The organism is Capnocytophaga catalasegens, from assembly GCF_026005215.1.
GTDB classification, from domain to species: Bacteria; Bacteroidota; Bacteroidia; order Flavobacteriales; family Flavobacteriaceae; genus Capnocytophaga; species Capnocytophaga catalasegens.
The window spans coordinates 50257-63421 of sequence record NZ_BPMA01000041.1 but is presented as its reverse complement, the minus strand read 5'-3'; the positions used below and the strand labels follow the sequence as shown (position 1 = coordinate 63421).

The window sequence follows — 13165 nt, the reverse complement described above, 5'->3', positions numbered from 1 at the left end:
GTGATTACGGATATACAAATAAGAATTTAATCAAAGAGAATAAGAAAAATTACTTTTCGGAGTATAGTTTGTTGCCAAATTTAGATGGAAAATTTTGCTCTTTATCATCACTCTTTGAGCCTCAAGATTTAAATGAAACACTTATTGAAATTGGGAGATGTTTGATTCCAGATTCTATTGAGCATTTGATTCACGAAGATTTTGATTTCAATTATGATTTGAAAAAGTTCAATAGAAGAGATTTTTCAAATAGTGTTAAAACAAAATTAGATAAATTAGAAGCTTCGAAATATATTTATTTTCCTGAGAATCTCAATAAAGAATCTTACAATATCCAATCAATAGAGCAATTGAAAAAGTGGGATCAAAACCTTTTTAAGAGTTTATTAGACTATTGCAAGTTAAACAACAATATAAATTCTCAAAGTAAACCAAAATCATTAGTAAAAATAATTAGTAAGTATTATTCTTTTGATGAAAATTTAATTGAATTATCCAATCTTGAAAATTCAAGTGAAGATTTAGATATTCGCTCAACAAGGAAGATATTGGTTCAAATCTTTTTTAACCTACTGCATTATCACAACGAAGATTGGGTGGAAAATAATATTAAATTATTACTTGAAATAGCAAAATGTAATGAAGATAGTTTTAAAGATGTTTATTTAAATTCAAAAATATATCCTAATCAACTAAACCAATTAAAATGTATTGGTGAGCTAAAAAAAGAGGACAATATAAACTCTCAAATTAAAGACCTTTATAAAAAAGTAGTGGGAAAAGAAATCAGGGAAGAATTAATCTATAATGAGTTCAATGAATTTATTACAGAAGATAGACGGGTAACAACTAAACAACTCACAACTGAGATTGAAGATATTTTTTTTGACAAGGATATTGCCAATATCAATCAACATCCTTTTAAAAATGATATACTCGATATTATTAAGTCATCGAAAGGTAGTGATGATTTATCTTTAGAGCTTTTCCCAAGGCTTGATGATAGAAAAGCAAACATAATGCTAGAGGTTGTTACAGATGAAAATACTAAAGATGATATATTTTCAATTGTAAGTTTAGGAAAATCTGATTTAAAAAAACTTGGAAAACTTATCCAAGAAGATAACTTTTCTACATTGTTGGACAAAGCGACAAATTTACTACAACAAGAAAATCAAACGAAAGCCGATTTTCAGCATAAATACGAAATAGGAACTCGTATTGAAAATCTCATTAGAAATAGATTGTCAAGCGAATTAAAAGCTCGTGTTTCATTTAAAAATGAAGAAGAGTTAGAAACTACCGATCAACAAGGAGGACAAGATATTGTCATTTACTTTGATAATGACCCCATTTATTATATAGAAGTAAAATCAAGATGGGATTCAAAGAATTCGGTTTCTATGAGCAAACTACAATTACAACGAGCTGTTGAAGAAAATGAACATTATGCTCTATGTGTTGTAGATATTACCCGCTACGAAGGCGGTAATGACCGATATCAACTCTCATTAGAAGAGATTCTACCTCTTACAAATTTCGTGACGGATATAGGTGATATGATAAAACCTCTAATAGAAGTCAATTTAGAAGCTGAAAAACAACAGACTCACTCAATACACTTAGCAGATTATAGAGGGATTATTCCTCAAGAAATTATACAAAGTAAGGGAGGCAATTTAAATTCTATTGTAAATACAATTGTAGGCTTTATAAGTAATAATAAATCGTAATCTCTCGTGGTAAATTTACATCTATATAAAACCTATCATTTTAAATCTTCAACCATTTAGGCAAAGCATCAAAACGCTTGTTTTCTTGTTTCGCCTACTTAGGCGAAGTCCCAAAACACGTGGAGGCGACCTTCGCCTAAGTAGGTAAAGGTAGAAAACGATTGTTTTTGCGTATCGCCTAAGTAGGCAAAGGGTTGGAACGCTTGTTTTCTCATTTTGCCTAAACAGGCAAGGCTAAATACTAAATAATGTTAAAGTTTACCTGAATAGTTGCTTAGTGAAATATATTTTTTATACCTTAGCGGTGTTAATAAAAATCTATTTTTAATTCTCTAAAATTTTATTGATATGAACAAACTAAGCACATCCATTCGCACCACCGAAATAGATAATGTTTCCGACCGTTTATTGGTGCTTTACCGCAAAGAGAGTGGTTTGAAGGAGGAAGATTTCTTAAAGCCTCTTTTTGCCGACATAGAAACGCTTTCGGCTCAAATCACGGAAGCCATTAAGCGTGATGTTTCATTTTCCAGACTTGAAGATGCCGACCTCAGACGCGACACTCTGTTACGTTCTCTGAATACGGCACTGCTTGGCTATCGCACTCTGCCGGTGCCTTCACTGAAAGAGAGTGCAGAGAAGCTTTATGGTGTTTTCTCAAAGTACGGGATAAAGATTACGCGGGAGAGTTATGCTGTAGAGTCGTCTCTGATAGAGTCGCTGTTGCAGGATTTTTCGACCCCCGATATGCAGCAGGCTATTGAGGCACTTCAAGGGATAAAAGAAATCATTTCGCAACTTCGCAATGAACAAAATGCCTTTACTGAGCTTCGTGCCGAGTACGAAAAGACCCTTTCGGAGCAGAAAAATTCATCTTCTGCCTCATCGCTCAAAAAACCGCTGCTCGAAGCTATCAATGTGAAACTCATTCCGTATCTTATCGCAATGAAAATTGCTAATCCGACCCTATTTAAGGGATTTGTAGAGGCTACGGAACAGGTGATTTCGACTGCTAATAGCACTATAAAACGTCGAAATAGCAGTAAAAATGAAACACCTACTGAGTAAATTAGAAAAATACATAAACGCAAAGCATTTTTTATTCGAAAAAATATAAAAAATTATTGAACGGAGTTTTTTTGCTCCTACAAATTGAAAATACAATGAGTTACGCAGGACATATAATAGATATGATAAAAAGAATCAATACAAACAATTCTTTAAAAAAAGCTCATCGGGCAAGAAACAACAAGCGTAATGCCTCACTAACTTACAAAACATCAGAAAACCAATTTATTAACGATGATATTCCACCTGAAGTTTTAGAAGAAATTAAGTTAAATATCTGCACCAAAATAAAAAAAGAACAACAAAAAGAAACTTTTTTAGTTATTTTTGTTTTTTGCAGTGTTTTGTTGTTTTTGGCTCTCTTTTTATATATTATTTCCTGAAAATGCCTGAAAAATTCCTTCATTTGCATCCGTATCCGCCGTTTATTCCTCAGGGAGCTACCAAACTAATTGTAGGTACGTTGCCTCCACCTCGTTTCTCAGGATATGGACTTTTAAAGTCCAATGATGTCGATTTCTGCTACGGAAGCAGAGACGGACAATTATGGAAAATTTTGGGAATTATCTTTCAAACAAGTTTTCTTTTTGAAAATACACAAGAAGCTGTAAATCAACGTAAAAAATTTCTTTCAAAAAATAAAATTGGAATTTGTGATATCGTAGCCAGTTGCCAAAGAACCAAAATAGACGCCTCTGACTTGGGTATGCAAAACATCGTCTTGAGAGATTTTTTTCAATATTTAGAAGTATTTCCTTCGGTAGAAACATTGCTTTTCACAGGCGGAAGTAGCAAAAACTCACCCGAGTATTTATTTCGCAAATATTTAAAACATAAAGGCTTAGCTATGGAGTTACTTTCTGACCAAATTCCTAAACTTCACCGATTTTCTTTTCAAGGAAAGATGATAAAAACCGTGTCACTCACAGCCCCATCAGGTTCAGCAAATAGAGCCATAGGAAGTATTGCGCTCTATAAAAAACTAAAACAACAAAATCCTAATTTCTCTACAATTGACTTTCGAGTAATGCAATACAAAGCTTTTTTCAAATAAAAAATTCTGAATTTATCTTTTTTCAAATAAAAAAATCCTTTTTCACTCAAAATAAGGCAAAAAAGGATTAACTAATCACTACTATAAAAACCTATTTTTTAAATATCATCAAAATCGATATTAGTAAATGATTTGTTTTCAGTAATACCTGTCGAATGATTTGAAAAATCTTTTTTAAAATCTTTCTGATGACGTTCTGAAATAACTTCAACTCCTTTCTCTTCTAAAACATACGAAGTCATTTCATCAAGAATTTCTTTAAAGTCATTGAAATCTTCTTTGTACAAGTAAATCTTATGTTTTTTATAATGAAATGAACCATCATCATGTGTAAATTTTTTACTTTCAGTAATAGTTAAGTAGTAATCACCGGCTTTGGTTCCTCTTACATCAAAAAAGTATGTTCGTCTTCCTGCGCGTAATACTTTTGAAAAAATTTCGTCGTGTTCTAACTCTTTCTCTTCCATAAATTCCACTTAGTTTGAGAACCCCAAATTTCGGAATAAAATCTCAATTTACCAAAAATACAACTCTATTTTTTCTATATTTTTTATCAAAAAAGTGTTTTAACCTGATTATCAATTATTTTATTAAGCGTGTTTTAACGAATCGTATCGTATTCAATAATATAAATATCTTCGTTATCGTGCTTTAAGTAATAATGCTCACGACCAAACTTTTCCTTGCCTTCTATCGTATTGATTTGTTCGAGACTTTTTTTATCTCGTTCTATTTCTCGTTGTAAAAATTCTTTTTGTTTTTTTAGAGATTCTATTTCTTTGTTGAGTCTTTTATGATTTGTCCAAGAATTCATATCGAAAAATAACATCCATATTAGAAAAACAAAGAATACAATCCAATATAGATATTTACTACTAAAAATCTTATTTTTCTGAAAAAATTCTTTCATTATTTATCGATTTAAAATACGATTACGGATTATGGTTTTTACGATATTGATAGCCACTGCATTACGTCTATTATTCGGAATAATAATATCGGCAAACTCTTTGGTGGGTTCAATAAATTGTTGATGCATCGGTTTTAATGTTTTTTGATAACGCTCCAAAACCTCTGTAATATCACGCCCCCTTTCGGTTGTATCTCTTTTGATACGACGGATAAGTCGCTCATCTGAATCGGCATGAACATATATTTTAATATCAAATAAATCGCGTATATCAGGATGTGTAAAAATAAGAATTCCTTCAACAATAAGCACTTTACAAGGGTGTACAAGAGTAGTTTCTTTAGTACGATTATGTTCTACGAACGAATATACAGGTTGCTCTATGCTTTTGCCTTCTTTAAGGTCAATAAGATGTTGTTTTAATAGGTCAAAATCTAAGGACTTGGGGTGGTCGAAATTGGTTTGTGTTCGCTCCTGATAACTCAAATGCGACAAATCTTTATAATAAGAATCTTGCGAAATAACATTTACTTCACTGGCAGCCAATTCGCTAATTATTTTATTGACTACTGTTGTTTTCCCACAACCGGTTCCACCTGCAATACCTATTATCAACATAATTTGAACAAAAATTTTTTTGCAAAAATACAACTTTTACAAATTCTATTCAATGTTTATAAAATATTTTCTTGTTTTTGGTTAAAAAAATTCTTAACTTGCGCCATAGATTATAAAATTTTATCGTATGCAAACAAAAAACAATTCAATGATCTACTACACTCTAACTGATGAAGCTCCATTATTGGCTACTTATTCGCTATTACCTATTATTAAACGATTTACAAAATCGGCAGGTATTGAGATAGTCTCTAAAGATATTTCTCTTTCTGGGCGAATTCTAGCTGCTTTCTCATCTGAATTGCCTTTGGAACAACAAGTAGAAAATAGTTTATCCTTTTTAGGGGAATTATCAAAAACTCCTTGGGCTAATATAATCAAATTACCCAACATTAGTGCTTCAATGCCTCAGCTTTTGAATGCTATTAAAGAGCTTCAAAACAAAGGTTTTGCAGTTCCTGATTATCCACAATCACCTAAAAATGAAAAAGAACAACAGATAAAAGCTATTTATGATAGTGTAAAAGGAAGTGCAGTTAATCCGGTATTACGTGAAGGGAATTCTGATCGTAGAGCGCCAATTTCTGTAAAGAATTATGCTCGTAAAAATCCGCATTCGATGGGTACTTGGGAGTCTTCATCTAAAACGGAAGTGAGTACAATGTTTGCCAATGACTTCAAGCATAGCGAAATATCTGTTATAATACCTTCTGAAACAACAATTCGTATTGAATTGCATAGCAAAAACGGACAAATTGTATGTTTAAAAGATAATTTTAGTCTGCAAAGAGGCGAAATTATAGATGCCTCGGTGATGAGCAGAAAGGTATTATATGAATTTCTCAAAGCACAAATAGCTGATGCAAAACGCAAAGGGGTATTATTTTCTATCCATTTGAAAGCTACAATGATGAAAGTTTCTGATCCAATTATTTTTGGAGAGGCTATAAAAGCGTATTTTGCACCTGTTTTTGATAAATATAATACATTGTTAGATGAGTTACAAATCAATCCGAATGATGGTTTAGGCACTATTATAGATAAATTAACTAATTGGGAAAATACTAAAAAAGACGAAATACTTGCACAAATACAACAATGTATTGAAGAACAACCTATTGCAATGGTCAATTCGGACAAAGGAATTACGAATTTACACGTACCAAGTGATGTTATTATTGATGCTTCTATCCCTGCTATGATACGTACTTCTGGAAAAATGTACAATGCAAAGGGGCAATTGCAAGATGCGAAAGTGGTTATCCCAGATAGTAGCTACGCTGGCATATATAAGACTATCATCGAATTTTGTAAGAAACATGGTGCATTGGACCCTACTACGATGGGAAGTGTTCCCAATGTAGGTTTAATGGCACAACAAGCAGAGGAATATGGTTCTCATAATAAAACTTTTGAAATTCCGTTTGATGGAATTGTAAAAGTTATTGATAATCAAGGGAATGAGTTAATAACTCATCGAGTAGATAAAGGAGATATTTGGAGAATGTGTCAGACTAAAGATGCTCCGATACAAGATTGGGTCAAGTTAGCTATCAAAAGAGCTGAGCTTACTAACACTCCAGCGGTATTTTGGTTAGATTTGACTCGTAGCCATGATGCTAATATTATCAAAAAAGTAACCCATTATCTATCTGAATTTAACAAAAATGGAGTAGAAATACATATTTTATCTCCAGAACAAGCAATGCGATTTACTTTAGAACGCTTAAAAGATGGTAAAGATACCATTTCGGTAACAGGCAATGTACTTCGAGACTATTTGACAGACCTTTTTCCTATATTAGAATTGGGAACAAGTGCTAAAATGCTATCTATCGTACCACTTATCAATGGTGGAGGACTCTTTGAAACGGGTGCCGGAGGCTCTGCTCCTAAGCTTGTAGAACAGTTTCTTAATGAAAATCACTTGCGTTGGGACTCTTTGGGAGAGTTCTTAGCATTGTCTGCATCATTGGAACACTTAGCCAATACATTTAACAATCGTAAAGCAAGTATTTTGGCTAGAACGTTAGATACTGCCATTGAGAATTTATTGAATAACAATATAGCTCCTTCTCGACATGTAGGTGAAACTGATAACCGAGATACTCATTTTTATTTAGCTTTCTTCTGGGCTGAAGCTCTATCTAAGCAAAAAGAAGATGATGAACTGGCTAATGAATTTACTTCAATAGTAAATCAACTTGTAGAAAAACGAACACTTATAGAGAGTGAATTAAAATCTACTCAAGGAAAATCGGTAAATATAGAAGGATATTATGCACCTTCTACTGAAAAATTAGATAAAATAATGCGTCCAAGTGCTACACTAAATAGTATATTAAGTTAATCTTTCATTTGTTATACTTCAAAAATCCAGTAAAATATCTTATATTTTATTGGATTTTTTTATTTAGAATCTATTCATTTGTACTTTTAATACAAAAATAAACTAAAAAAATATATTTCTATAATTTTTTTATAAAAAAATATATATTATTTTTACTATCTAAAAATATTTTTATACATTTGCATCAAATTATAAATATATAGTATATGGCGCTTAAAAATTTAGCACAAGTAACCTTCACTACTGAAGAATTAGAGAAAATGGACAATGCTTTACAAATATTAGAAGAAGTATTGAAAGGAAAAACGTACAAACTATCTGCCGAACAGCGCAGACAATTTGGTCGTATTGCAGAGCAAAATAAACTTTTTGTTAACAAAAGTAAAGAACTAATGGAACAATATCCTCAATATATACCATCGTTCTTAAACAAAAATGAGTTTGACCAAGATTATGAAGCTCGCATACAGATTGAAAATAGGCTAATACGCATACAAAGTATTGCTGAACAACTTTCTGATACTAAAATACTCCTTGACCACGATAATTATTCAGGTTCAATTACTTTTTATCAGAATATAAAATTCTTATATGGTCAAAATATACCAGGTATTAAGACTATTTTTGATAGTTTAAAACAATTCTTTAAAGGAGGAAGACGTAAAAAAACTGATGATTTATCATCAGAACGTACTTTATAGTTTTATAATACATATAAACTATATATAAAATATACTTCATTTATGTATTAAATATATTAAAATATAGTATAAGATATATTATTAAAATATATTAAATATACAATTATAATGTATTAAATATATTTTATAAATACATTAAATACATAACAATACTATATAAAATACCCTTTGTTACTATATTAAATAGCTAACAAAGGGTATTTTTATGAGTATATATATCTATTTTATTACTTTATCTATTTATTTTACGAACTTATTACTATATTTTTTTATTAAAACAATACAAAAAACAACTAAAAAACTTTATTTTATAGTGTAATATAGATAGAAAACTAATATAGGTAATGTAAAAAACACCCATAGAATAGTTTCTCGTATCCAAAATTTACTAATTTTTTCAGTATAAATAGCCATTAGTAGTGCCATAGGAGCATTTAAAAACATCATTTCAGAAGTTCCTATCTCTTCCGAAATAAATAAAATAAATAGTTGTATAAATAAAGATATAACCAATGTAGTAGGATATATAATTCTTCTTTTTGTTTTTTCAAACATAAAAAAGAATACTAAGCAAATGCTAAAGGTAAATATAATAATAACAGGTATTAAATATCGTAAATCATAGTATTTTTCTATTGAAAATTTTATCTGAAATACAAATAAATTCATTATCGTATTCCAATCAGTAAGCGGATAAACGACACCAAATATCAACATAGCAATCAGAAAAAGTGCTATTATAGGTATAAAAAGGTTTCTGTACCTTTGTGTTGTATGCGATAGACAAGTTACCCATATAGGGATAATGAACAAAATACTCCAATCATAGCATATCGAAGCTACCCCAACGAGCAATGAAATATCAAATAATTGCCTTTTTTCGTCCGAATTATTGCGTAGCATAACCAATTTATAAAGCGCTATAAGTATTAAAACACTTGACAAAAGCGAATAAATATCAGTAAAAATATTCGGAAAACAAGCCATCAGAAGTATCGAATATAATATAATATATCGATTATTATCACACAAATTGTTTCGTTTGCATATTTGTTCGATAATAAATAGATTTATCCACGTAAGTAATGCAATAATAACACTTGTTAAAAGGAATTGAAGATTGTTTTGTTTAGGAAAAATAATACCATTATAGAGTAGTATATACCCAAGCGACAAGCCGTATATAGCAATTAAGTTACTGGGTCTTGTATTATTAAATATATTCGTAAGCATTTCAGTTAGAAATAGTTAGTATATTACCATTTACAGAGACGTTATAATTGAGTAACTGATAGTTTGAGCTACCCGAAGTAGGATTTCCATTGACCAAATTATACGTTACATTATCACACGGACAGGTTACAATAATTCCTCCATCTGATTTGAGCGTGCTACAATCAGTAATCGGTACGTGTGGGCAAGCTCTTTCCCAAGCTAAGAAACCACTTCCGGTGTTTATAATAATAACTCCTCGTAGTCCTACACCTTCGGTAGGTACAACAACAGGAGTTAGTGGGGTTTTTAGCTTATTGTACAATGCTAAATTGGTATTGATTGTAATACTAAACCGAGCCTCTGGAAGGTATGGATTACGCCGTATTGTATCTTTTTTACATGCCAATAATATACTAAGTATCAGTAATAAAATAATTTTTTTCATAAGTTTATTTGTTTTCAAACATTATTTTTTACACTATTGAAGTAGGCAACGTTACTACACTATTGTATTATAGCCTCTTGAATTACGCGTTGAATCTTTGTACGAATGTTTTCTTCTATGAGTTTTTTATTCTCCGACGAAGGATAGGTTCTATTTGATAAGAAAACATAAACAATTTCACTCTTAGGATCAGCCCACGCATACGTACCTGTAAAGCCTGTATGCCCAAAACTTTCGAGTGAAACACAATCACAAGTAGGTCCATCTTCTCCTCTGGGTTGTGGTTTGTCAAATCCGACTCCTCTTCGGTTATTTTTATTAGCAAAATGTGCCGAATTAAAGGTATTGAATGTATCTTCTGAAAAAAATTGCTTTCCTCCATAATACCCCTTTTGTAGAAATAATTGCATCATTTTAGCTACATCATTGGCTGTACCGAATAGTCCTGCGTGTCCGCCTACTCCACCAAGCATTGCTGCCCCTTGGTCATGTACATAACCTTGTATTTCTTGATGGCGAAATGATGTATCTTTCTCCGTTGGAATAATCTGGTTCTTAGGAAAATGCTGTAACGGAAGGTACGTAAGTCTGTAAGCACCCATATTTTTATAAAAATCAGCCTGAACTAACTTATCCAATGACGTTTTTTTTTCGTTTTCAATATATTTTTGGAAGAAATAATACGGCAAATCACTATACAGATAGCGTTTTTTTTTGATTAAATTACTCTGAATAATCTGTGAAAGAATAACTTGGTCATATCCTTTACGCAAATAAATACCCTTAGCAACCTCTGTCGGGTACTCACTAGATTGCTTAGAGCTATAATATCCTACCAATGCATTCTTTGTTACTGGATCTATGGTCTGTGTATAAAAAGGTAGCCACGACTGAAATTTGGCATAATGTGCTAGTGATTCCCCCACCGTTATAGTTGATTTATTAGAACCTTTCAGTTCGGGTAAGAGTGTAGAGAGTGGCGTAGTGAGTGTAAATTGTTTTTTATCGTAAAGAAGCATCAATTCAGGTAAAGTAGCTAGTATTTTGGTAAGCGATGCAAGGTCATAAAGTGTGGTATCAGAGGCTCTTTGACGTGATTCATAGGTGTAATATCCGAAACTTTTGTTGTAAATTACCTTCCCAAAGCGTGCCACCAATACTTGTACCGAAGGTGTCATACGTTGCGATATACTTAACTTAGCTATTGAATCTATTTTTTCTAACAAAAAAGGGTTCATTCCTACGCTCTCGGGCATTCCATACTGCAATCGTTTTATATTTTTGATATATAAAGAAGTTTGTACTGGAAGTGATGTATGTGCTGAAACAGGTAGCGAACCCTTAGCGTCGATTGCCCCATAGATAATTTGTGCTGCTTTTCGTTGTGAAGTAGAACTATTTTGATACGCTACAAGTATTGATGTAATAGGTTTCAATTTGGGAATATCTAGTAATGCATAAGGTCTGGCAAATATCGTTAATACAATTTTTTTGCTTTGAGAAAGGTTTGTTATAATTTCTTGCTCTTGTTTAGAGAATTTATAAGCTGCCCACGGGCTGTTATCTGGGCGATGATATCCTATAATAATACGATCGTAAGGGGCTATCTCTTTGGATATTTGCGCCCATGTTTTACCTTTTATCTCTTTAACATCTTCATAAAGTCGTAAATTTTGGTAAAAAATACTTCCCGAATCATCTCCAAGCTTCAAATAAGCAGTATTTTGGGTATCCAATTGCTTAATTGGAAGCATATTTTCGGTATTTTTTACCAATGTAATAGCATTTTCATACAATTTTTCAGTAAGTAAATCATCTTCACGAGTGTGCAAATCGGCATGTAAACCTTCTTTTTCAATAGGCAAATAGGTATTTAATCCTGCCCAATATTTTGCTTTAAGTATTTTCTTAACCGAATGAGCCAATCGAGACTCCGTTACAATTCCTTTCTGATAGGCTTCTTTTATCTTCTGTATCCCCTTTATTGCATCAGAAGGCATTAGCAAAACATCATTTCCTGCCAGAAAAGCCATTAAATCAACATCTCCTTCCTTTGCATAATTAGCTACACCCTTCATACCAAGCGCATCAGTGAATATCAGACCATTAAAACCTAATTGCTCTTTAAGTATTTCCGTTACAATATGATATGATAAAGACGAAGGTTTATCCTTTTTTTCCAATGCAGGAATGTTCAAATGCCCTACCATAATACTTGCAATACCTCCCGCAATTAGCTCACGGAACGGATACAACTCTATTTGTTCAATACGTTCTCTGGTAAAATTAAGTTTTGGAAGTGTCAAATGCGAATCTTGCGAAGTATCTCCATGTCCAGGGAAGTGTTTTGCATTAGCAAGCACACCAACACTTTGCATTCCTTTGGCAAATGAAATACCTTTATTGGCTACATTCTGTTTATCTTCTCCAAACGAACGATTGCCTATAATAGGATTTTCAGGGTTTGTATTGATGTCTATATCGGGAGCAAAATCAATATGTACCCCCAAGCGCTGACAATGTTTTGCTATACGATACCCCGTTTTTTCTATCAAATCATTATTTTTAATAGCTCCAAGAGTCATATTCCATGGATAAGCATACGTAGAGTCTAAGCGCATAGCAAGCCCCCACTCAGCATCCATTGCTATAAAAAGAGGTACTTTGGCAAGTGCTTGGTATTGATTTGTCAGTTTAGCCTGTCTGCCTGGTCCTCCTTTGGAGAAAATAATCCCCCCTATATAGTGTTTCTGAACCAATTGTTTGGCAAATTCAGTGTTTTTATTCTCTTGCGTACTGAAAACTTGTACCATAAATAGTTGTCCTATCTTTTCTTCAAGAGACATTTTCTGATAAATACTATCTACCCAACGCTGTTGCTTATCCGCATCTTGCGTACGAAGAGGGTCTGGTTGCTGTGCTTTAACTATATTTATAATATTAGTAAAGGCAACCAATCCAAATAATAATTTTTTCATTCTGAAAATAAATAAATTAGATGCGTGCAAAAATAAAATATTGTTTTCAAATATACATACAAATTATTTATAAAATTTCTTTTTTGCAGTTAA

At 32.1% G+C, this 13165-nt stretch carries 12 protein-coding genes; 6 read left to right on the top strand and 6 right to left on the bottom strand.

Annotation, left to right across the window (positions count from 1 at the left end; translation table 11 throughout):
- The 4 genes from OO775_RS10935 to OO775_RS10920 form a co-directional block, all read left to right on the top strand.
- A partial coding sequence (locus OO775_RS10935; protein ID WP_264847167.1) for a protein NO VEIN domain-containing protein occupies positions 1 to 1733 on the top strand: 1733 nt, incomplete at its 5' end.
- 348 nt (positions 1734 to 2081) lie between these two features.
- On the top strand, positions 2082 to 2801 hold the full coding sequence (locus OO775_RS10930) for a DUF6261 family protein (protein ID WP_264847166.1): 720 nt from the start codon (positions 2082 to 2084) through the stop codon (positions 2799 to 2801).
- 95 nt (positions 2802 to 2896) lie between these two features.
- Positions 2897 to 3184, top strand: coding sequence for a hypothetical protein (locus tag OO775_RS10925; RefSeq protein ID WP_264847165.1), 288 nt, complete (start codon positions 2897 to 2899; stop codon positions 3182 to 3184).
- Between the two features lie 2 nt (positions 3185 to 3186).
- The gene (locus OO775_RS10920; protein WP_264847164.1) at positions 3187 to 3855 is read left to right on the top strand and encodes a uracil-DNA glycosylase family protein; all 669 of its coding nucleotides are present in this window, start codon (positions 3187 to 3189) and stop codon (positions 3853 to 3855) included.
- Between the two features lie 98 nt (positions 3856 to 3953).
- On the opposite strand, the gene OO775_RS10915 is transcribed toward OO775_RS10920, so the two are convergent.
- The 3 genes from OO775_RS10915 to udk form a co-directional block, all read right to left on the bottom strand.
- On the bottom strand, positions 3954 to 4322 hold the full coding sequence (locus tag OO775_RS10915) for a PUR family DNA/RNA-binding protein (protein ID WP_264847162.1): 369 nt from the start codon (positions 4320 to 4322) through the stop codon (positions 3954 to 3956).
- A 134-nt stretch (positions 4323 to 4456) separates the two neighbouring features.
- Positions 4457 to 4765: an FtsB family cell division protein gene (locus OO775_RS10910; protein WP_264847160.1), complete on the bottom strand. Its 309-nt coding sequence runs from the start codon at positions 4763 to 4765 to the stop codon at positions 4457 to 4459.
- Positions 4766 to 4768: 3 nt separating this feature from the next.
- A complete protein-coding gene (gene udk, locus OO775_RS10905) occupies positions 4769 to 5383 on the bottom strand; it encodes a uridine kinase (RefSeq protein WP_264847159.1) in 615 nt (204 codons plus the stop codon).
- Between the two features lie 127 nt (positions 5384 to 5510).
- Here udk and OO775_RS10900 point away from each other — a divergent pair, with 127 nt between their 5' ends.
- Positions 5511 to 7733, top strand: coding sequence for an NADP-dependent isocitrate dehydrogenase (locus OO775_RS10900; RefSeq protein WP_264847158.1), 2223 nt, complete (start codon positions 5511 to 5513; stop codon positions 7731 to 7733).
- Between the two features lie 206 nt (positions 7734 to 7939).
- A complete protein-coding gene (locus OO775_RS10895; RefSeq protein ID WP_264847157.1) occupies positions 7940 to 8434 on the top strand; it encodes a hypothetical protein in 495 nt (164 codons plus the stop codon).
- Between the two features lie 303 nt (positions 8435 to 8737).
- Here OO775_RS10895 and OO775_RS10890 read toward each other — a convergent pair whose 3' ends face one another.
- Genes OO775_RS10890 through OO775_RS10880 form a run of 3 tightly spaced genes read right to left on the bottom strand, consistent with a single transcriptional unit; the run spans position 8738 to position 13072 of the window.
- A complete protein-coding gene (locus OO775_RS10890; protein ID WP_264847156.1) occupies positions 8738 to 9667 on the bottom strand; it encodes a DUF6427 family protein in 930 nt (309 codons plus the stop codon).
- Position 9668: 1 nt separating this feature from the next.
- Positions 9669 to 10094 carry a Rieske (2Fe-2S) protein gene (locus OO775_RS10885; RefSeq protein ID WP_264847155.1) on the bottom strand — a complete coding sequence of 142 codons (426 nt, stop codon included), beginning with the start codon at positions 10092 to 10094 and terminating at the stop codon, positions 9669 to 9671.
- A 59-nt stretch (positions 10095 to 10153) separates the two neighbouring features.
- Positions 10154 to 13072: a serine hydrolase domain-containing protein gene (locus OO775_RS10880; RefSeq protein WP_264847154.1), complete on the bottom strand. Its 2919-nt coding sequence runs from the start codon at positions 13070 to 13072 to the stop codon at positions 10154 to 10156.
- Positions 13073 to 13165: the final 93 nt, after the last annotated feature.

Excerpts from the sequence above, each read along its gene's own strand:
- OO775_RS10930 (WP_264847166.1), top strand. The coding sequence starts at position 2,082 with ATGAACAAACTAAGCACATCCATTCGCACCACCGAAATAGATAATGTT.
- OO775_RS10925 (WP_264847165.1), top strand. The coding sequence starts at position 2,897 with ATGAGTTACGCAGGACATATAATAGATATGATAAAAAGAATCAATACA.
- OO775_RS10920 (WP_264847164.1), top strand. The coding sequence starts at position 3,187 with ATGCCTGAAAAATTCCTTCATTTGCATCCGTATCCGCCGTTTATTCCT.
- OO775_RS10915 (WP_264847162.1), bottom strand. The coding sequence starts at position 4,322 with ATGGAAGAGAAAGAGTTAGAACACGACGAAATTTTTTCAAAAGTATTA.
- OO775_RS10910 (WP_264847160.1), bottom strand. The coding sequence starts at position 4,765 with ATGAAAGAATTTTTTCAGAAAAATAAGATTTTTAGTAGTAAATATCTA.
- udk (WP_264847159.1), bottom strand. The coding sequence starts at position 5,383 with ATGTTGATAATAGGTATTGCAGGTGGAACCGGTTGTGGGAAAACAACA.
- OO775_RS10900 (WP_264847158.1), top strand. The coding sequence starts at position 5,511 with ATGCAAACAAAAAACAATTCAATGATCTACTACACTCTAACTGATGAA.
- OO775_RS10895 (WP_264847157.1), top strand. The coding sequence starts at position 7,940 with ATGGCGCTTAAAAATTTAGCACAAGTAACCTTCACTACTGAAGAATTA.
- OO775_RS10890 (WP_264847156.1), bottom strand. The coding sequence starts at position 9,667 with ATGCTTACGAATATATTTAATAATACAAGACCCAGTAACTTAATTGCT.
- OO775_RS10885 (WP_264847155.1), bottom strand. The coding sequence starts at position 10,094 with ATGAAAAAAATTATTTTATTACTGATACTTAGTATATTATTGGCATGT.
- OO775_RS10880 (WP_264847154.1), bottom strand. The coding sequence starts at position 13,072 with ATGAAAAAATTATTATTTGGATTGGTTGCCTTTACTAATATTATAAAT.